At 45.2% G+C, this 20,250-nt stretch carries 16 protein-coding genes; 9 read left to right on the forward strand and 7 right to left on the reverse strand.

Features of this window, described 5'->3' with window-relative positions:
- Positions 1-14: 14 nt before the first annotated feature.
- A complete protein-coding gene (locus ACEW8S_RS09745; RefSeq protein ID WP_373517962.1) occupies positions 15-779 on the reverse strand; it encodes an HpcH/HpaI aldolase/citrate lyase family protein in 765 nt (254 codons plus the stop codon).
- A gap of 179 nt (positions 780-958) precedes the next feature.
- Between ACEW8S_RS09745 and ACEW8S_RS09750 the strand changes: the two genes are divergently transcribed.
- Positions 959-1,585: an RNA polymerase sigma factor gene (locus ACEW8S_RS09750; protein WP_373517963.1), complete on the forward strand. Its 627-nt coding sequence runs from the start codon at positions 959-961 to the stop codon at positions 1,583-1,585.
- A 509-nt stretch (positions 1,586-2,094) separates the two neighbouring features.
- Positions 2,095-2,526, forward strand: a complete 432-nt coding sequence (locus ACEW8S_RS09755; protein WP_373517964.1) for a DUF4440 domain-containing protein — start codon at positions 2,095-2,097, stop codon at positions 2,524-2,526.
- A gap of 113 nt (positions 2,527-2,639) precedes the next feature.
- On the opposite strand, the gene ACEW8S_RS09760 is transcribed toward ACEW8S_RS09755, so the two are convergent.
- From ACEW8S_RS09760 to dnaK, 3 genes are all read right to left on the reverse strand, one after another.
- Complete coding sequence (locus ACEW8S_RS09760; RefSeq protein WP_373517965.1) at positions 2,640-3,575, reverse strand: hypothetical protein; 936 nt, start codon at positions 3,573-3,575, stop codon at positions 2,640-2,642.
- Between the two features lie 147 nt (positions 3,576-3,722).
- Positions 3,723-4,181, reverse strand: coding sequence for a fasciclin domain-containing protein (locus ACEW8S_RS09765; RefSeq protein WP_373517989.1), 459 nt, complete (start codon positions 4,179-4,181; stop codon positions 3,723-3,725).
- A gap of 385 nt (positions 4,182-4,566) precedes the next feature.
- Positions 4,567-6,483, reverse strand: a complete 1,917-nt coding sequence (gene dnaK / locus ACEW8S_RS09770; protein WP_373517966.1) for a molecular chaperone DnaK — start codon at positions 6,481-6,483, stop codon at positions 4,567-4,569.
- A 268-nt stretch (positions 6,484-6,751) separates the two neighbouring features.
- On the opposite strand from dnaK, the gene ACEW8S_RS09775 reads away from it, so the two are divergent.
- Positions 6,752-8,179, forward strand: coding sequence for an L-serine ammonia-lyase (locus tag ACEW8S_RS09775; protein ID WP_373517967.1), 1,428 nt, complete (start codon positions 6,752-6,754; stop codon positions 8,177-8,179).
- Between the two features lie 2 nt (positions 8,180-8,181).
- Here the strand turns inward: ACEW8S_RS09775 and ACEW8S_RS09780 are convergent, their stop codons facing one another.
- Positions 8,182-9,123, reverse strand: coding sequence for a DUF1080 domain-containing protein (locus tag ACEW8S_RS09780; RefSeq protein ID WP_373517968.1), 942 nt, complete (start codon positions 9,121-9,123; stop codon positions 8,182-8,184).
- A 187-nt stretch (positions 9,124-9,310) separates the two neighbouring features.
- Between ACEW8S_RS09780 and ACEW8S_RS09785 the strand changes: the two genes are divergently transcribed.
- Genes ACEW8S_RS09785 through ACEW8S_RS09795 form a run of 3 tightly spaced genes read left to right on the forward strand, consistent with a single transcriptional unit; the run spans position 9,311 to position 12,392 of the window.
- Complete coding sequence (locus ACEW8S_RS09785) at positions 9,311-10,777, forward strand: Gfo/Idh/MocA family protein (protein WP_373517969.1); 1,467 nt, start codon at positions 9,311-9,313, stop codon at positions 10,775-10,777.
- Positions 10,778-10,823: 46 nt separating this feature from the next.
- Positions 10,824-11,642: a 3-methyl-2-oxobutanoate hydroxymethyltransferase gene (gene panB, locus ACEW8S_RS09790; protein ID WP_373517970.1), complete on the forward strand. Its 819-nt coding sequence runs from the start codon at positions 10,824-10,826 to the stop codon at positions 11,640-11,642.
- Between the two features lie 51 nt (positions 11,643-11,693).
- Positions 11,694-12,392, forward strand: a complete 699-nt coding sequence (locus ACEW8S_RS09795) for an RluA family pseudouridine synthase (protein ID WP_373517971.1) — start codon at positions 11,694-11,696, stop codon at positions 12,390-12,392.
- A gap of 16 nt (positions 12,393-12,408) precedes the next feature.
- On the opposite strand, the gene ACEW8S_RS09800 is transcribed toward ACEW8S_RS09795, so the two are convergent.
- Positions 12,409-13,272, reverse strand: coding sequence for a DMT family transporter (locus ACEW8S_RS09800; protein WP_373517972.1), 864 nt, complete (start codon positions 13,270-13,272; stop codon positions 12,409-12,411).
- A gap of 178 nt (positions 13,273-13,450) precedes the next feature.
- Positions 13,451-14,995, reverse strand: coding sequence for a hypothetical protein (locus ACEW8S_RS09805; protein WP_373517973.1), 1,545 nt, complete (start codon positions 14,993-14,995; stop codon positions 13,451-13,453).
- A 237-nt stretch (positions 14,996-15,232) separates the two neighbouring features.
- On the opposite strand from ACEW8S_RS09805, the gene ACEW8S_RS09810 reads away from it, so the two are divergent.
- The 3 genes from ACEW8S_RS09810 to pheT all read left to right on the forward strand — a co-directional run bounded on the left by ACEW8S_RS09810 (position 15,233) and on the right by pheT (position 20,220).
- Positions 15,233-16,405 (forward strand): 2-isopropylmalate synthase, encoded by a 1,173-nt coding sequence (locus ACEW8S_RS09810; RefSeq protein WP_373517974.1) that lies wholly within the window; start codon positions 15,233-15,235, stop codon positions 16,403-16,405.
- Between the two features lie 167 nt (positions 16,406-16,572).
- The gene (gene leuB / locus ACEW8S_RS09815) at positions 16,573-17,691 is read left to right on the forward strand and encodes a 3-isopropylmalate dehydrogenase (RefSeq protein WP_373517975.1); all 1,119 of its coding nucleotides are present in this window, start codon (positions 16,573-16,575) and stop codon (positions 17,689-17,691) included.
- Positions 17,692-17,793: 102 nt separating this feature from the next.
- The gene (gene pheT, locus ACEW8S_RS09820; RefSeq protein WP_373517976.1) at positions 17,794-20,220 is read left to right on the forward strand and encodes a phenylalanine--tRNA ligase subunit beta; all 2,427 of its coding nucleotides are present in this window, start codon (positions 17,794-17,796) and stop codon (positions 20,218-20,220) included.
- The last annotated feature ends 30 nt before the right edge of the window (positions 20,221-20,250 follow it).

Genomic DNA, 20,250 nt, shown 5'->3' on the forward strand with positions numbered 1-20,250 from the left:
GATCGGTACTGAGATTAACTTCTTTTTGAGTTCAAGGCTTTGGCCATTTGTTTTGCTCCCTGCGCCACAAAAGTCGCATCGGAGCCACAGGCGATGAATCGAATTCCCATATCATAGTAGGTTTTATAATCCGCTGGGTCGAACAATAGAATACCCGTGGCTTTTCCCGCCTTGGTAGCGGCGGCAACGATAGCCTTTAGCGCATCTAGATAGCGAGGGTGGTCTAGCTGACCGAATATCCCCAAGGACATGGTAAGATCCGAAGGGCCGACGAACAGAACATCGACACCGTCTAAAGCGGCGATCTCATCAAGATGGTCCAAGGCTTCGGTAGTTTCGATTTGAATTATTCCCAGAATGTTGTCTTTAGAATCTTGTCGATACGTATCGAAGTCCTTTCCAAAACCAGTTGCCCGAACCATTTTGGCCACTCCCCTCCTTCCATCGGGGAAATAGAACATCCCGTCGACCGCAATTTTTGCATCCGCCGCAGTCTCCGCCTGTGGACACATGATGCCCTCGGCCCCCATATCGAGCGCCCTCTGGATTCGGCGTTTATCATTACTCTCGACCCTAATGATCACTCCAGTAGCACTTGCCTGTAATGCCTGGACCTGAGAAAGCGCATCTTTCTCGCTACCCGCACCATGCTCCAAATCTATCAAGACCCAGTCGAAACCAGATTGTCCCACGATCTCGGCGGTAAGAGGACTACCTAAATTCAACCAGCAACCGTTCAGCGCTTCCCCGTTTTGTACTCTTTTTTTCAAACCTTTCATATGGCGGTTAATTTGGCAGCAAAAAGTATCTCTTTAAACTAAGAGGAACAAATCTGATTTTTACCCCATGGAAATAGAATAATTTTCGATAAAAAAATTATGAGATCATTAACATTTATTGGATTTTATCCTATATTTATACAAAATTAACAACTTATACAACCAAAAAACCAATAATTGTGGACTTAAATTTTGTTATTCATCAAAACTTCACTCCAAAAAGAACGATCGAAGAACTCAAGGTCAAATCGCCAACCGCAAAGATTTTAGATGATAGCCAATTGTGGCATGAATTTCAAGCCGGCGATGAAATCGCTTTTTCAAGTATTTATCGCCTTCACGCCCCTTTATTGTATAGCTATGGCATGAAATTGGTTAAAGACAAAGAGTTGATTAAGGACTGCATTCAAGATCTTTACATAGAATTGTGGAATACCAAACACAGGTTGGGATCGGTAAAAAATATTAAATCATATCTACATAAATCAATCCGTAGGAAGTTAATTGCCACAGCGATAAAAAACCGCAAAAAGCTAGGCCGGTCAATAAAATTTCCTGATTACAAAATAATTCCAGCTCCTTCCGAGGAATTCAAATTAATCGAAGAACAGATTAACGATGAAAAACAGGATAAACTAAAAGAAGCCTTAAATCATCTCACGCAAAAGCAACGAGAGATAATCCATTTAAAATTTTTTTCTCGATTAGATTACTCGGAGATATCCGAGACCATGGGTATTAGCATGAAAGGAACCTATAAATTGATGGGGAGGTCTATAAACTATCTTCGAAATTATATGTCGTAAACGGCCATGGCATACCCATAAAAAATGTGCAAAAATCCAAGTCACTATCGAAATAGGAAATGACCAAAGCGAGTTCATCACTCTAACAACGCATCCCGAAGAATCCCCAACATCAACGATGAACCCTCATCCAAATCCCCATACTTCTAGCGCTCCTCGACCATGGCGGATTTCATCTCGGAAATTATAGTTTCGTATCCCGGTTCGCCGATGGCGTTATGCAATTCCTTGGAATCTTCCTTGAGGTCATAGAACTCCCATGCCGGTTCGGTGCTTTCTTCCGAGGCACCTTTTTGTCGTCGGATAGGATAAAAAGGATGTTGGGTTTTTCGTTTATACTCGTTTTTTGCGCTTGGGAATCTCGTATACCAATAAAGAAACAGATACCCAGTGGTAGCAAAAATTGCATTGGTTTGGTCATAACAAAATTTTAAATGAAGCTACAATATATCAAAGAAATAGTAAGACTTTTTTATCTTCACCCTCAAAATCTATAAAAAATGACTAATATGCAAAGTCTTCTCCCCTTCTTTATCCTTTTTTGTCTTACGACTGTGAACACCGGATACACCCAAAACGAGGACGAAAAGGCAATACAGGCCCTGATGGCCGAACAAGAGAAAGCTTGGTCGAACTATGATCTAAAAGGATTTATGGAGGGCTATTGGCAGTCAGATTCGCTAACCTATTACAGCGGCGGACGGGTAACCAAAGGATGGCAAACTACTTTAGATAACTACAAAAAGGGATATCCTACCCAAAAAGATACAGGAACGCTAAACTTCAAAATTGACGCCATCACTCAAATTACCGAGGATGCCTATTACGTGATGGGCCAGTATTTTTTGACCCTCGAGGCCGGGGACAGAAATGGTACGTTTATGATTATTTTTAAGAGAATAGAAGGGAAATGGAAAATTGTGGCGGATTCTTCGTGCTGATCTTTAATTTTGGCGTTCGGAACTCCTGGCGGAAAAGGGGGTTGGCATTCGGCACCCGTCGCTGATTGGGGGCGGGAACTCGCTTCAGACTATCGTCGGCGAAGGAAGCGCAACTACTGATCCTCTTTGGGTAGCTTCGGAGCTTCGTAATATTTTATCTTTCTGGTCTTATACGTATTATCGGGTGTAATGATTTCTTTTACCCAATTGTTGTTTTCCGTACCGTCGAATTGATAAATATATTCTTTGGTAATCATCAAATTACCTCTATTGGTCTCGGTTTTGGCCAAAATTCCGTTTTCGCCGTAGGTATAGCTGATTTGTTCTTGTGAAATCCATTTTTCAGTAGGAGTATCGAAAAGGGAATCGGTTTTTGAAATCAATTTTTTGTCATTGTTATACACTTCTTGCGATTTTGTGTTCAGCACCCCGTCAAAATATTTCTCAACGGTCTTCAGCGTTAACAATGTGCCGTTTTCCGATTCTTCGTTCCAACTTCGCACAACTTCCAACGGTTTTTCATTCAGGGTTTGGGTAACCGTATTTTTTCCGTCAATGGTATCATGGCTGATTATATTTTCATCTGTACCGTCGGTATCAGTACGGGTCATTTTAATCAGTTGCCCTTTCGCATTGTAGCGATATACATTCTGTTCCAGCAATTGCTTATTCGTATACGAAACAATTTTCTCTGTGACCTTTCGATTTGCGCTAGTATCGATTGCATAAAAATTGGCAAGAGATGTGGCCTTATCAAAGGCATTGTCCCGATAATTTTCAACTCTTTTTTCTATAAGTTCTTTGTTTTGGTACTTATAATAGGTGGTTTCATAGTCGAATTCGTTGAACCGGGTGATTGATTTTGTCAAACGACCGGTGGTATCAAAATAGTATTCTTCCTTCCCATAGTCCGTTATTACCAGACAGGATTTTACATTTCCGTTCAGATTGAAATCGGAGATTTTAAAAGTTTTAATTTCCTGGGATAGAACAAGGGAAGGCAATGCTATGGGTAGGAATAAAAATAGAATGGTATACTTTTTTGACATGGCACAAAATTAGGATTTATTAGGGCAACTGGAAACAAAAGCTGTACCAAAATTATGGAGCAGTTACTGTGGTCGTTGAGGGTTCCACGGATGGCAAAAAAAAAGCACCCCGAAATGGGATGCTTAAAATAGTAAGATCAAAAGTAATTATTCGGGCATTACTACCGCATCAATAGCATGAATCACTCCGTTCGATGCTGCTACGTCGGCTTGGGCAACCGTGGCCGTACCTCCTTTGGCATCGGTAAGAACTACACTGTCTCCATCTAGGGATAAGGTCAATTTATTTCCTTGCACGGTTTCCACCATATATTTTCCTCCATTCTCCTTAATAGCTTTGACAACATCTGCCGCCATAACTTTACCGGATACCACATGATACGTCAGAATAGAAGTTAACGTCATCTTGTTCTCAGGCTTCAGTAAGCTTTCGACAGTGCCTTCGGGCAATGCTTCAAAGGCTGCATTGGTTGGGGCAAATACGGTAAAAGGACCGTCAGAACTTAATGTTGCTACCAAGTCCGCTGCTTTAACAGCTGCTACCAAAGTGCTGAAATTTTCATTTCCTGCGGCTACACCTACAATGTTAGGGGTTTTCTGCACCATTACTTTCACCAGTTTCGGAGTTGGATCTAGGCTCGTTGTGGCCGTCGCGAAAGCTGACCCAGCTGTTAAAACGATTGCCACGGTACTTACAAATAAACTTTTCATTTTCATAATTTTTAATTGTTCAGGTCTAATGTATGACAGTTTATCGGGTTTAAGAATTTATTATGTTCAAAGTTTTGTTAAAAACATTAAACAAAATATATGATACCAAAAAGATGCGTTTTTTCTCTACCTGCGTAGGGTAAATAAAGGATTGTAGAGGTGAATCTATTGTATCTGTCCCTGCCATTAAAAAAGCCCGTCAGGTTTTGAAAACATGACGGGCTTAATCGGTATACGACCTACAAGGTTCTTTCGACCTTTTAGGTTCAAGAAACGCCTTTTATTTCACCTCTTCGAAGTCGACATCCTCTACGTTGTCGCCTTCTTTGGCATCTTTGCTAGCCTCGGCTGTATCCTGTCCATTAGTGGAAGGTTCACCGGTTTGCTGCGTATCGGCCTGGGCTTTGTACATTTCTTCGGAAGCTACTTTCCAGGCTTCGTTGATTTTATCCAAAGCGGGAGTGATTTGCGCTAGGTCCTTACTGGCGTGTGCTTTTTTCAATTCCTCCAAAGCTTCTTCGATCGGCTTTTTCTTATCATCGGAAAGTTTATCCCCAAATTCCTTTAACTGCTTCTCGGTCTGGAAAATCATGCTGTCGGCTTCGTTGAGCTTATCGGCCGTTTCTTTCGCTTGTTTATCGGATTCCGCATTGGCTTCGGCCTCGGCCTTCATCTTCTTAATTTCCTCATCGGTCAATCCGGATGACGCTTCGATTCGAATGTCCTGGGACTTGTTGGTCGCCTTATCGGTCGCGGAAACCTTGATGATACCGTTCGCATCGATATCAAAGGTCACCTCGATCTGTGGCGTACCTCTTTGAGCGGGCGGAATGCCATCTAAATGGAAGCGTCCTATTGTCTTATTGTCCGTCGCCATAGGTCGCTCTCCCTGTAAGACATGGATTTCGACCGAGGGCTGGTTATCGGCTGCGGTGGAGAATACCTGTGATTTCTTGGTAGGAATCGTGGTGTTTGCCTCGATCAACTTGGTCATTACGCTTCCCATAGTTTCAATGCCCAAGGATAGCGGTGTAACATCCAACAACAATACATCTTTCACGTCACCGGTCAAAACCCCACCTTGAATCGCGGCACCGACGGCTACTACTTCATCGGGATTCACCCCTTTTGACGGTTTTTTTCCGAAGAATTTTTCGACGGCTTCCTGTACGGCGGGTATCCTAGTGGAACCACCGACCAAAATAACCTGATCGATATCGCTCTTTGAGAGTCCCGCTGCCTTCAATGCATTTTGGCAGGGATCGATGGTACGTTTTACCAAATCTTCTATCAACTGCTCGAATTTTGAGCGGGTCAATGTGCGCACCAAATGCTTAGGTCCTGAAGCGGTAGCCGTAACATACGGTAAGTTGATCTCGGTCTGCGAGGAAGAAGACAATTCTATCTTCGCTTTTTCCGCGGCTTCGCGCAATCGCTGTAAGGCCATGGCATCTTTACGCAAATCGATATCTTCGTCTTTCTTAAATTCCTCGGCCAACCAATCGATTACTTTTTGATCGACATCGTCACCTCCCAAGTGGGTATCACCTTCTGTAGCGAGTACTTCGAAAACACCGTCGCCCAATTCGAGAACGGAAACATCATGTGTGCCACCACCGAAATCGAATACGACCACTTTCTGGTCCACATCCTTCTTATCGAGACCGTATGCCAATGATGCGGCGGTCGGTTCGTTGATGATCCGCTCTACGGTCAATCCTGCGATCTCACCGGCCTCTTTAGTAGCCTGACGCTGTGAATCGTTAAAATATGCGGGAACGGTAATGACCGCTCGGGTAACCGCCTGTCCCAAATAATCCTCGGCCGTTTTCTTCATTTTCTGAAGAATCATGGCAGAAAGTTCCTGCGGGGTATACATACGTCCGTCGATATCGACCCTTGGCGTATTGTTATCGCCCTTCACCACTTTATACGGTACACGTTCCGCTTCCTTTTGGGATTCGGAATATTTGTTGCCCATAAAACGCTTGATAGAATAAATCGTTTTTTCGGGATTCGTCACCGCCTGTCTTTTCGCAGGATCGCCCACCTTGATTTCTCCACCTTCGACAAAGGCAATGACAGATGGGGTAGTCCGCTTTCCTTCCGCATTCGGGATTACCACCGGCTCATTACCTTCCATCACGGCAACGCAGGAGTTGGTCGTACCCAAATCTATTCCTATAATCTTACTCATGCTGTATATATTAAATTAGTATCTATTTTCGATTTCGATTACTAATTGTCAAACAATATGCCAAGGGAATAAAACTGACAGGATGTCATTTAGAGAGCTGAGGGCCCTCAAATTCCAATAAATCAAATTCCAAATCCCAAAATATAACGTTACGACAATCGATGGTCTCTTGACCCCTTTGGAATTTGGTGCTTTGAAATTTGGAATTTTTCCATTCTTTAATTATCCTATCTTTACCTATACTAATACTAAAAATGCTAATCAAAGAATGGAATGCATCAGTATTTTCGACATGCTTAAAATCGGTATCGGCCCGTCTAGCTCACATACTTTGGGACCATGGCGGGCTGCGGAACGGTGGATTTCAGAGCTGAAGACTGCCGGGCTTTTTACCGAGGTCGAAAAAATTCAGGTCCATATCTATGGCTCATTATCCTTAACGGGAAAGGGTCATGCGACGGATTATGCGGTGATGTTGGGTTTATCGGGTGTCGATCCGGTGGAAATTCCCATTGAGGATATCCATAGTATCGTTAAGGATATAAAGGAAGGCCATGTATTAAATTTTGGGAATATCCGAAAAGTTGCCTTCGACCCCAAAGAGGATATCCTTTTCCACCGGAAATTTTTGGAGTTCCATGCCAACGGACTCCAATTCGAGGCGACCTTGACATCGGGGAAAAAGAAATCGAATACCTACTATTCCATCGGCGGCGGATTCGTAGTCGTCAAAGCCCGCAAAAACGCCAAAAGCAAACAAGCGACTTTCGATACGTTTCCCTTTCCCGTGCAGAACGGAAAGGAACTGCTGGCCTACTGTACCGGCAAAAATATTTCCATTTCAGAACTGGTACTGGAAAACGAACGTTCACTCCGAAGCGATTCCGAAATCGATGCCCACATCCAAAAGATTTGGAATACCATGTTGGAATGCATGTACCTCGGATGCCATACGGAAGGTAAACTGCCAGGCGGATTAAACGTACAGCGAAGGGCCTACCAGCTGAATAGAGGAATGCTGGGCGATGCCAACAAATATGCCACACCCGGGGAATGGTTACAAATCATTCGAAGCACGGAAGTGAAATTCCGCCAAATCTTAAAATGGGTCAGTTGTTTTGCCCTTGCAGTAAACGAGGTCAATGCCTCTTTGGGAAGGGTCGTGACCGCGCCGACCAACGGCAGTGCCGGAGTTATTCCTTCCGTTCTCATGTACTATCTGGTCATCGAAAACCATGAAGCGGACTTCAAGCACATCAAACAATTCTTGTTGGTAGCCGGTGAAATAGGAAGCATCTTTAAAAAGGGAGCCACCATTTCTGCGGCCATGGGCGGTTGCCAGGCGGAAATAGGAGTATCCTCCGCCATGGCGGCCGGCGCCTTGACCGAGCTTTTAGGCGGCTCACCGGAGCAAGTGCTAATGGCAGCCGAAATTGCTATGGAACACCATCTCGGACTTACCTGTGATCCTATCGGTGGCCTTGTTCAGATTCCCTGTATCGAACGCAACTCCATGGGGGCAATCAAAGCCATAAATGCCGCCGAACTGGCCCTCGGCTCCGACCCAAAGGACGCTAAAGTTTCGTTGGATAAAGTAGTTGAAACCATGTGGGCCACAGCAAAGGATATGAGCTCAAAATATAAGGAGACTTCGGAAGGCGGATTGGCCGTGGGCATTAATATGAGTGATTGTTAGCCCTACTCCACCCTCGGCGTAACCACAAACTTTCGAAAAGAAACAGATCCGTGATCCCCTTGTATCATAAACGCTCCGGGTTCGCCCTCTTTGCTATCGATGGCGCCACCGGTAATACCGGGAATATTCTGTTCGCTGATAATCGTCTTCCCGTTGGCAACTATGGTTACCCTGCGGCCTACCAAGGTAATGTCATAGGTCTGCCACTCGCTGGCCGGATTGGCCGCCATTTCGTTGGGCGTCAAAAATCCGTATACGCCTCCGAAAAGCACATTGCTAGGCTCGCTGCCATGATCATCGGTTATCTGCACCTCGTAGCGACCGCGAAGATAGATGCCGCTATTGCTTCCCTCCGGCACTTTAAACTCCACATGCAATTTGAAGTCCTCGAACTTCTGCTCGGAAACAAGATTCGAACCTGATTCGGGACTCTTTAAAATTCCATCTTCAACGATCCACTGGTTCTTTTCGCCACTGGCCTTCCATCCGGAAACGTCCTTGCCGTTAAAAAGTTGAATCGGTTTGCCCCATTTAGGGTTTTCGGTATAGGAGAGTTTTGGTGCCCGAGTGGCGGTCCAATTGTAGGTCTTTCCATCTGTGTAGACCATAGTTCCTTCTAGACCGTCCCCTTTCACTTTACCTTCGAACTCCAAATCGGAAACGGCATCTTCCCATTGGGGAGGTATGCTGAAACTAAATATGCCGTCATTTTCCTTCACTTCCGATATAGGCCGTGCGCTACCGTTGGCATAGACAAAACGGCCGACTAAAGTCTTAATTCCCGAATGTTTGATTTCCAGCCAAGATGGGAGTGCCGCACCGTCTTGCTGAATCACCATATCCCATTTTCCCTTAAGAGGATTGGCTTCCTGTGCCTGAACGTATGATTGTCCTGCGGCAAGCACAGTGAGTATTGCAACGAGTAATTTTAAGGTGTTCTTCATTTTTGGATTTTTAATTGAAGCGATAAATATAAGGAATCATGCACAAGACTATTTTGAAAATAGAGGATTATTTTCTGAGGATTATAAAAATTTCGAGGATTTGCCCGATTACGGATAAAATGTTTCGCCATCCTATAAATTTTAATACCTTTAAATGCTTCATTGTTTCACACAAATCAAAAACATCATGAAAAATAAAAAGGATGCCTTATCGAATACCACCCGCCGATCATTTATTAAAAAAGGAGCTTTAGCTTCTTCTATATTTATCGTTCCCAGACATGTACTTGGGGGTGTCGGTTATATGGCACCGAGCGATCGACTGAACCTCGCTGCGATAGGCGCGGGCGGAAAAGGGGCCAGCGATATTAGGAACGCTTCCGTAGACGGCCGTGAAAAAGTGGTTGCCCTTTGCGATGTCGATTTTGCAGGTTCGGCCAAAGCTTCCGTCGAGCGTTTTCCCAAAGCCAAAAGGTATGCGGATTACCGGGAAATGCTGGACAAGGAAAAAGGCATTGATGCGGTCACTATTTCCACGCCCGATCACGTTCACGCCCCGGCAGCATCCTACGCCATGCAACTAGGGAAACATGTTTATGTACAGAAACCCATGACCCACAACATTCGTGAGGCCCGAACCCTCACCCAAATGGCGCGGGACCATAAAATTGTCAGCCAAATGGGGAACCAAGGCGGCTCAAACGGACTTTTGAACATTGTTCAAAAATGGATCGACGACGGTAAGATAGGTACCATATCGAAGGTACAGGTATGGACGAACCGCCCGGTCTGGCCCCAAGGTGGTGCCATGCCCGCCCCCGACCCTAGCCTTAAACCCGATGCGTTGGACTGGAGTCTTTGGTTGGGGCCAGCGGAAAAAAAGCCGTACATCCCCAATTTGCATCCGTTCAGTTGGAGGGGATGGTGGGATTATGGTACGGGCGCCTTGGGCGATGTCGGTTGCCATTTGATCGATATCCCCTTTCGAACGCTGAACCTCAAATATCCCACCGGAGCGGAATGTAGCGTGGGATCGGTCTTTTCGCAAATGTGGACTCCCAATTACCATCCCGAAGGCTGCCCTGCATCCTCTTTTATCACCTTGAATTTTGATGCCACGGAAAAGACGAAAGCCCCTATCGAAATGACATGGAGCGATGGTGGTATACGTCCCTCGCACCCTGATATCATTCCCGCTAATAGCGATATCGGAGGGAAGGACAGCCAGAACGGCGTCATGATCATCGGCGAAAAGGGCATTATCACCACCAATATCAACGACAGTTCCCCCTTAATGCCCAAACTGTACCTAAATGATGGCACGACGGAATTCGGCCCCGAGACCGAACCGAACCTCGAACCGGAATACGGTCATCAACGCAAATGGGTCAATGCCTGCAAGGCCGGTTTCGACAGCGAACTTCACAGAGGCCTGACCTCTTCGTTCGATTATGCCGGCCCGATGACGGAAACCGTGTTGATGGGCAACCTGGCCATCCGTAGCTACATGTTACGCAGAGAAAACGCGCAAGGCAATATGGAATTCTTCGGAAGAAAAAAATTGCTATGGGACGGCGAAAATATGAGGATCACCAACCTGGAGGAAGCGAACCAGTTCGTAGGGCGTCAATACCGCCAGGGTTGGGAGGTGTAGAAACAAAATCCTTACATTTATCCCCAAACAACCAAATAGAAAATAGATGTCCACCGCAAAAAAAGAATACAAACGGATAACCGTAAAATCCCTCGTGGATATGAAAAAGAACGGAGAGAAAATCTCCATGCTCACGGCTTACGATTATTCCATGGCCAAAATTGTGGATTCGGCCAATGTCGATGTTATTTTGGTAGGTGACTCCGCCAGTAATGTGATGGCGGGCCATGAAACCACCTTACCTATAACACTGGACCAGATGATTTACCATGCCACCTCGGTCATACGTGCGGTGGACAGGGCATTGGTGGTGGTCGATATTCCCTTTGGCAGTTATCAGAGCGATCCAAAGGAAGCCTTGCGGTCGGCCATACGCATAATGAAGGAAAGCGGGGCACATGCGGTCAAACTCGAAGGCGGCATTGAAATTAAGGAGTCCGTAAAACGAATTCTCAATGCAGGTATTCCCGTGATGGGCCACCTGGGACTAACGCCACAAAGTATTTATAAGTTCGGCACTTACACGGTTCGCGCCAAAGAAAATCAGGAAGCCGATAAGCTGATGGAAGACGCCCATCTCCTCGAAAAACTGGGGTGTTTTGGCATCGTTTTGGAAAAAATACCAGCCTCCCTAACTAAAAAGGTTTCCGAGAGTCTAACCATACCCACCATCGGCATCGGCGGCGGTAAACATGCGGACGGACAGGTTTTGGTTATACACGATCTTCTGGGGATGACCTACGAGTTCCATCCCCGTTTCTTAAGGCGCTATATGAATTTGTATGAGGAGATGGGTGATGCCATTTCAAAATATGTGACCGATGTGAAAAGTCGGGATTTTCCGAGTGATGAGGAACAGTACTAGGTTTTGATATTTTTGTTGATTAGGGTTTGGTGTTAAAAAATTGAAGCTATTGTGGTCGATAAGATACTTTCAAATCCGAAAAATCTTCAGGTGCTCTATGAAGATAACCATTTGATCGTCATAAATAAAAGACCGGGTGATATCGTGCAAGGCGACAAGACCGGCGATATGCCGCTAAGCGAAGTCGTTAAGTTGTATATCAAAGAAAAGTACGACAAGCCCGGCAACGTTTATCTCGGGGTTGCCCACCGATTGGACCGCCCCACATCGGGAATCGTAGTATTCGCCAAAACCTCGAAGGCCCTGCCGCGCCTGAACAAATTGTTTGCCGAAAAAAAAACGACAAAAACCTATTGGGCGGTCATAAAGAATCCCCCTGAAAAAGAAAGTGACACGCTAGTACATTGGCTCAAACGCAACCCGAAACAGAACAAGTCATACACTAATCACAAAGAGGATTCTGATAGCAAAAAGGCCATTCTCGAATATCGAATGGTCAGAAAGCTCGACAACTATTTCCTACTCGAAATCGACCTCAAAACAGGCCGCCACCATCAGATACGCGCACAACTTTCCGCCATCGGATGTCCCATCAAAGGCGACCTAAAATATGGATTCGACCGGAGCAACAAGGACGCCAGCATCCACTTACATGCGCGAAGCCTTAGCTTGATACATCCCGTAAAAAAGGAATTGCTTGCATTGACCGCTCCCCCGCCTCGAGATCCGGTTTGGGATGCCTGTTTGTAAATGTCTCTTCAAAAAATCAACGGTACGACCGTACGCTCTCCACAACTACAGAGGCTAAAATCAAGATTCCACCCAAAACGGTAGTCCAATCAGGTATTTCCGACAACAGCAACGCCCCGATCAAAATACCATAAACGGGCTGTATACTACTAAGAATACTGACTGTCGTGACGGAAAAATATTTGAAACAATTGATGAACATCGTGTGTCCCAAGACCGTAGTAATCAATGCCACTCCCAAAAGCCCTTCCCACTGTTGCCCAATCGCGTTTAGGTCGTACAAAAAATAAGCAGGCACGAGCAGTAGGCTAACGATGACCATTTGATAGGTCATCAACAGCGAACCTTGATACTTGTCTACCTTCGTTTTCAATATCAGGTTGCGAATGGCGTAACATAGGGCGGACAACAACCCAAATCCAATGGCTACCGTATTTTGGTTTCCAAAACTAAAATCCGGCACTAGAAAATATAGACCGAACAATACCAAAATTCCCAGTAGCAAATGGATTTTCTGAAAGCGGGTCTTCAAAAATAGCGGCTCCAAAAACGAAGTGAATACGGGATAGGTGAACAAAGAAAGCATTCCGATGGCGACGTTCGATAGCTGTAAGGCATGAAAATATGCCAGCCAATGGCCGGCCATAAGCAATCCGCTTAAAACAATAGGCCAACTGTCGGTACTTCGAACGCCAAACGAAATGCCCTTAAACCTACAGTAAAGCACCAGTAATAACAGAGCTAATAGAGCCCGTATCGCAATGGTCAAAGGCACGGGCAAAATAATAAACTTGCCAAAAGGCCCTGATGTGCTTAAAAGGAGCATGGCCAGATTGATTTCCAGAAAGTTTTTGGAGGTAAAGGTGGTCGGTCGGTTCAAAAAGCAATTATTTTTCTGGCAAGAGATTGATTATTCGCTAAACGATATTTGGCGTGTAGCGACTTGCGCTTTGCGTTTGGGGTTTGGGGCTTGGGGCTTGGGTTTGGCGTCAAATAAAGGCAAATAAAACTTTTGGCTTCATTGGTGGCCAGCATTACATAATACCCAATTTGCAGTTTCACCGTTTCACCGCCATCGCCTTTTCCCGAATGATTTCCGCGACCGCCCGGTTCTCCAAATGGCTCTCCAACCACGAAATAATATCCAAATACAAAAAGGCCCGTTTTTCATAGGGATGGTCCTCATACTTTTTCAGTTCCGTGTGCAGTTTTTGGAATTCGTTTTTCAGTTCATGGGGGTAGATTCCCCCTAAATTCCGCAAGAACTTGATCATTTCCTTCTGAACGGCATGCAGGTCGTTCATTTTTAAAAGGAATTTGTAGGTACTCTTCAACTGTATTTCAAGATGGTAATCCATTCCCGCCTCATAATGCGCGACCAAACTCAAGACCCGCGAAAAACACATAAGGTCCTCTCGCATTTTTAGGTTTCGGTTGTTGATGATTTTTTTCAGGTACTGTATACACGTCTTGTTGTCGCCAATACCGAAATAAAGACAGGCAATCTTATAGTACAACAACATGATGTGATGGGCATCGATGCGGTCTTTGTGCTTATTGATTCCGTATTCGACAATCTTGACCAGGTACAATCCCTTTTTGAAAGTGCCTTCCAAGAAATGGAGATTCAGCTTATTGGCGTTCACATAGAGAAATACCAAGGAAGCAACATTGTCGTTTTTCGGGAAATCCTTTCCCCCTACTACCTTTTCCAAACGTTCAAGCGTTTGTTTGAATTGGGATGCGTATTTCACATAAAACAAAGACTCTAGCAAATAATGATTCCCCTTGATAAAAAAAACGGGATTCAAATAGATCTGTTCCTTTTGTTCATAGAAAAGATCCACCCACTTGGTGGCGTATTTATAGGTGGATAAAAAATCCTGAGTCAAAAAACTATACCAAAGATGCGCTTTATAGAGCCATAATTTTTCCCGAAAACCCAAGTCCTCGATCTGATATTTGGGCAAATGGCTTTCAAAATAATTCTTAACCCTCACATAATCATCATCGCTGCGCACATAGCCGACCTTCAGCATCAGACCGTACAATTGCAGCGATAGATTCGACAATTTGCTGGTCATGACATTTTGGGCGGACAGCTCTTTGGCCTGAACGGCAAGTTCATCGGCCCGGTCGGGAATACTTCTTGTAATAAACTGAGTCTCGATAATCTTCTCGAGCTCGACGATTTCATAAGCGATATTCTTTTCCTGGTTCTCGATGGCGGTCGTCTTGGCCTTGTCCAGAATTTTAAGGCTTTGCCGGTAAAGTCCTTTTTGATATAGGATCGTCGCAAAATCCAGCTGCTCACGAATCTGCAATCGGATAGTTTGGTTGACGGGGTTCAACCGCAAACTGACCAATATCTGTTTGTAAAGATGGGCCTTGAGGTTCGACAGTTGGGCCTTTTTGACGATTCCGCTTTCCAAGATGGTTTTCTCGTCGTATTTCTTGATCTTGTCCATCAGATTGAACAGCGCCAAGAATTTGGCATCCGTATTTACCCCCAACCGGCCGACATACAATTTGAATTGACGCTTTTCCGATTTCGAAAGGGACTTCACCAAAACGAACAAGGCATCCCTATGGGCATTTGTCATCGTAATAATTATAGTTTATATAGCTGTTATTCAATGGCTTATACAGTACTAAAACGCACTTGGCGTTGTACTAATGATTTTATTCGGTAGTTCAACTGACCATTTACCCTTATATTCGTAACCATCGATTATGAACGTGTCTGGATTTTGTATTGACAACCGAATACATTCGCATTTGGTAGGTAGAAGTGAAAATGCAAACGATTTCAACATAAGCTAGCTAAAGTACAAAATATAATGGGTAAAGATATAGTACAGATTTTTGATACCACATTGCGTGACGGCGAACAGGTGCCCGGATGTAAACTGGATGCGGACCAAAAGCTGGTCATTGCCGAACGTTTGGATGATTTGGGTGTGGATATTATCGAAGCGGGGTTTCCCATATCTAGTCCCGGTGACTTTACATCCGTCGAAGCGATTTCCAAATTGGTAAAAAATGCAACGGTATGCGGACTCACACGCGCCGTTAAAAAGGACATCGAAGTAGCTGCGGAAGCCTTGAAGTTCGCCAAAAAACCACGGATTCATACGGGAATCGGTACTTCCGACTCCCATATAAAATTCAAGTTCAATTCCAATCGCGAGGCCATTATCGAACGAGCCGTAAACGCCGTTAAATATGCCAAGACTTTTGTTGAGGATGTAGAGTTTTATGCCGAGGATGCCGGCCGTACCGATAACGAATTCCTGGCCAAGGTCTGTGAGGCGGTCATAAAAGCGGGAGCCACGGTACTGAACATTCCGGATACTACGGGATACTGCCTTCCAGAGGAATACGGCGCCAAAATGAAATACCTGAAGGAAAACGTAACGGGCATAGATAAGGCCATACTTTCTTGCCATTGCCACAATGACCTGGGCCTGGCCACCGCCAACTCCATCGCAGGGGTAATGAACGGGGCAAGACAGATCGAATGCACGATTAACGGTATCGGTGAACGGGCCGGAAATACCTCTTTAGAAGAGGTCGTAATGATCATGCGCCAGCACCCCGACCTAAATCTCGACACAAATATCAACAGTAAATTACTATACGATACCAGCCAGATGGTGTCCCGGAAAATGGGAATGGTGGTTCAGCCCAACAAGGCCATCGTCGGGGCGAACGCCTTTGCGCATAGTTCAGGCATTCATCAAGACGGGGTCATCAAGAATAGGGAAACCTATGAAATTATGGATCCCGAAGATGTCGGTGTCAATGAATCTTCGATAGTACTGACCGCAAGAAGTGGCCGAGCGGCATTGGCCTACCGGGCAAAAATTGTTGGCTATGAGCTGACCAAACGCCAATTGGATGAAGTTTATCAGGAATTTCTAAAGTTCGCCGACGTGAAAAAGGAAATCTCCGATGCCGATATTCCCGGAATCATTGAAGCCTGCAACTTGGGAATCGAGAGCGTATCATAACAATTTCATGTCTTTTGACACATCAAAGTGGTTTACCACTAGTTATTTGAACTTGGGTTATGGTGTTATTAAGTTATTGGGTTATTTTTACAGTAGTGGAGGAACTGCATTCATCAACGCTGAAAACGCAATACCTTCACAACCGAATAACGCAGTAATCCAATTTCATGCAGCTAAAAATAGCCCTTCTTGGTGGAGATGGTATCGGACCCGAGGTACTGGCCCAATCGGTCAAATGTCTTCGGGCCGTAGAAGAAACCTTCAACCACCGTTTTATATATGACGAGGCACCAGTCGGTGCCATTGCCATGACCAGTACGGGCAAACCCCTGCCCGACGAAACCCTCAAATTATGCCGGGAGTCCGACGCTATCCTATTCGGTGCCATCGGTGCCTTGGAGTATGACAACAATCCCGAAGCCAAAATACGGCCGGAACAGGGGCTACTTAAACTACGAAAGGAATTGGGACTTTTTGCAAGCATCCGGCCGATAAGGACCTTTCCCACCCTTATTGGCAATTCCCCTTTAAAGGAAAAAATAATCGGCAATACCAATCTGGTCATTTTTCGGGAACTTACGGGAGGTATCTATTTCGGCAAGAAAACGATTAGTGCCGATGGTACCGTTGCCTCGGATCTTTGTGAATATTCGGAGCAAGAAATAAGCCGTATCGCCCATTTGGCATTCAAAGCGGCAAAAAAACGAAGAAAAAAATTGACCCTAGTCGATAAGGCGAATGTGTTGGAATCTTCACGACTGTGGCGAAAAACGGTTACGGAAATCGGTGAAAGCTATTCCGATATCGAACTACAATGCCTTTTTATAGACAATGCGGCCGTGCAGATGATGCTAAAGCCCGACCAATTCGATGTTATATTGACCGATAATATGTTCGGTGACATCCTATCGGATCTGGGTAGTGTGATCATCGGCTCTACGGGCCTACTGCCCTCGGCCTCCGTTGGTACCGATAATGCCATGTTCGAACCTTTTCACGGTTCGTATCCGCAGGCCAAAGGCAAAAATATTGCCAATCCTATAGCCTCCATCCTAAGCACCGCCATGATGTTGCAGCATTTTGGGATGGACGAAGAAGCCAATGCGGTTATGACGGCCGTACACAAATCTTTCGTGAAAAAAGTGGTGACTCCCGATGTGCTGGGCAGCAGTAAGTACGGTACGGAATATGTGGGTGATTATATTACTGAAAATATCGTTGATTCCGATGAAAATTTTAATCTGAACGAGGAGAATATCTGGCTGGGGAAATCGACTATTATTTAGAAATTACAAGGGCCAAATTCCAAATTCCAAACCCATTATTTTATCTTTGTCGCTTCTGAACCCGGTTCTATCTTTTTGATCCGAGTCCCTTAATTCCAAACCATGCAGATTTCATACAATTGGTTGAAACAATTCATAAAATTGGATTGGCCATCCCATCAAACCGCCGAACTTTTGACCGATCTCGGACTTGAAGTGGAGGGAATTACCCTATTTGAGTCCGTTAAAGGCGGATTAAAAGGGATTGTCATCGGCCATGTGCTATCCTGTGAAAAACATCCTAATGCCGATACATTAAAGCTGACTTCCGTCGATATCGGCGCCGAGTTCCCCGTGCAGATCGTATGCGGCGCGCCCAATGTAGCCAAAGGTCAAAAAGTTCCTGTGGCTACTATGGGCACTACATTGTACACTCCGGAAGGAGAAGCCTGGCAAATAAAAAAAGGTAAGATACGCGGTGAGGAGAGCCATGGTATGATCTGCGCCGAAGATGAGCTCGGGATTGGGGCAGGCCATGACGGCATCATGGTACTTGACGACCGCCTGACCCCCGGTACACCGTGCTCCGAAGTTTTCGAGGTTGAACAGGACGAAGTTTTTGAAATCGGACTAACCCCGAACCGTGCCGATGCCATGAGCCATTTTGGTGTGGCAAGGGATCTGAAAGCCGGACTGAGACAGCGGGAAATCGATAAAGAACTGATAACCCCATCCGTAAGCCAATTTGGTATTGACAACCGGTCTTTAAAAGTACAGGTAAACGTTGACGACAGTAAGGCCGCACCACGGTATTGCGGGGTCACCATTAGTAACCTAAAGATCGAACCATCGCCCGATTGGTTACAAAACCGACTGCGCGCTATCGGCTCAAACCCTATAAACAACGTTGTAGACGTTACCAATTATGTTTTACATGAGTTGGGCCAGCCTCTACATGCGTTTGACGCCGAAAGAATACATGAGCATAAAATAATCGTAAAGACCTTACCTGCAGGCACCAAATTCATGACCTTGGACGGTGAAGAACGCAGTTTGCACGAAGATGACCTGATGATCTGCGATGCTGAAAAGCCCATGTGTATCGCAGGTGTCTTTGGCGGTATCAACACCGGGGTTACCGAGAAGACCAAGGCCATCTTTTTAGAAAGTGCCTATTTCGATCCGGTATCGGTACGAAAAACCGCAAAAAGACATGGCCTCAGTACCGACGCCTCTTTTCGTTTTGAGCGGGGCATCGATATCGAGAATGTAGAATATGCCCTAAAACGCGCAGCCCTACTGATCAAAGAACTTGCCGGTGGCGACATTACTTCCGATATCGTTGATTTTTATCCGAAGCGGATCGACGAACAGCAGGTGTTCCTTACTTTTCGAAAGACCTACTCCCTTATCGGCCAAGAAATTCCGCAGGACACTATCAAATCCATCCTAGCTTCCTTGGATATACGGGTAAAAAGCGTGACCGAGGCCGGCCTTGGGCTATCTATTCCCTCCTACCGTGTCGATGTGCGGCGCGAGGTCGACGTTATTGAGGAAATTCTGCGTGTTTACGGCTATAATAATATCGATTTCAAGCACAAATTGAACGCCTCGATTGCCCCGACCCTTAAGTTCGAGGATTATAAATTACAACATACCATCGGTAATTTTTTGGCTGCTCAGGGATTTTTCGAGATTATGGCCAATAGTTTAACTTCCCCCGAGTACTCCGACCTTTTGGGCGACAGTTTTGGGAAGGGTGCCGTTACCATGCTCAATCCGCTCGGTACGGAACTCTCCGTCATGCGCCAGTCGCTGCTATTTTCAGGATTGGAAGCTATTTCGTATAACATTAATAGGAGAAAGAAGGACCTGAAATTTTTCGAGTTCGGAAAAACGTACCACCAAACGGATAAATCACGTATAGAAAACAAACGCCTGGGCCTTTTTTTAACAGGCAATCGTTATGGGGACAGTTGGGCAGTAGCAGAAAAAAGGACGGATTTTTTCTACATGAAGTCCATTGTCACAAACGTTCTTCACCGATTGGGCATACCGGAAATCATCTTGACACCCACGGAAAATTCGGTTTTTTCTGAGGGGATAGCGTTAAACGTCGACTCAAAGGAATTGGTTTCGTTGGGCACGGTACGACAGTCCATCCTAAAAAAAATGGATATCAAACAGGAAACTTTATATGCTGAATTCAATTGGGACCAGGTGATCGTATTGGTTAAAAAAAATGACATCATTTATAAGGAAATTCCAAAATACCCGGAAGTAAAACGCGATTTCGCGTTGCTTTTGGACGAAAGCATCACTTTTCAGCAAGTATATGCACTCGGTAGACGCACGGAGATAAATCGGTTGAAACATATCACTCTTTTCGATGTGTATACCGGGGACAAACTACCCGAGGGCAAAAAATCATACGCCGTGAGCTTCACTTTGCAAGACTCCCAAAGCACACTGACCGAAAAGCAAATTGACAAAATTATGGACAAGCTGCAACGCAGCTACCAAGAGGAACTTGGAGCGGAATTACGGTGAAATTGAAGGTAGTTGGCCATGAAACCTGCA

Source organism: Pricia sp., assembly GCF_041745955.1.
Lineage (GTDB): Bacteria > Bacteroidota > Bacteroidia > Flavobacteriales > Flavobacteriaceae > Pricia.

Excerpts from the sequence above, each read along its gene's own strand:
- leuB (WP_373517975.1), top strand. The coding sequence starts at position 16,573 with ATGCAGCTAAAAATAGCCCTTCTTGGTGGAGATGGTATCGGACCCGAG.
- ACEW8S_RS09785 (WP_373517969.1), top strand. The coding sequence starts at position 9,311 with ATGAAAAATAAAAAGGATGCCTTATCGAATACCACCCGCCGATCATTT.
- ACEW8S_RS09755 (WP_373517964.1), top strand. The coding sequence starts at position 2,095 with ATGCAAAGTCTTCTCCCCTTCTTTATCCTTTTTTGTCTTACGACTGTG.
- ACEW8S_RS09745 (WP_373517962.1), bottom strand. The coding sequence starts at position 779 with ATGAAAGGTTTGAAAAAAAGAGTACAAAACGGGGAAGCGCTGAACGGT.
- pheT (WP_373517976.1), top strand. The coding sequence starts at position 17,794 with ATGCAGATTTCATACAATTGGTTGAAACAATTCATAAAATTGGATTGG.
- ACEW8S_RS09805 (WP_373517973.1), bottom strand. The coding sequence starts at position 14,995 with ATGACAAATGCCCATAGGGATGCCTTGTTCGTTTTGGTGAAGTCCCTT.
- ACEW8S_RS09765 (WP_373517989.1), bottom strand. The coding sequence starts at position 4,181 with ATGGTGCAGAAAACCCCTAACATTGTAGGTGTAGCCGCAGGAAATGAA.
- ACEW8S_RS09760 (WP_373517965.1), bottom strand. The coding sequence starts at position 3,575 with ATGTCAAAAAAGTATACCATTCTATTTTTATTCCTACCCATAGCATTG.
- dnaK (WP_373517966.1), bottom strand. The coding sequence starts at position 6,483 with ATGAGTAAGATTATAGGAATAGATTTGGGTACGACCAACTCCTGCGTT.
- ACEW8S_RS09810 (WP_373517974.1), top strand. The coding sequence starts at position 15,233 with ATGGGTAAAGATATAGTACAGATTTTTGATACCACATTGCGTGACGGC.
- ACEW8S_RS09780 (WP_373517968.1), bottom strand. The coding sequence starts at position 9,123 with ATGAAGAACACCTTAAAATTACTCGTTGCAATACTCACTGTGCTTGCC.
- panB (WP_373517970.1), top strand. The coding sequence starts at position 10,824 with ATGTCCACCGCAAAAAAAGAATACAAACGGATAACCGTAAAATCCCTC.
- ACEW8S_RS09775 (WP_373517967.1), top strand. The coding sequence starts at position 6,752 with ATGGAATGCATCAGTATTTTCGACATGCTTAAAATCGGTATCGGCCCG.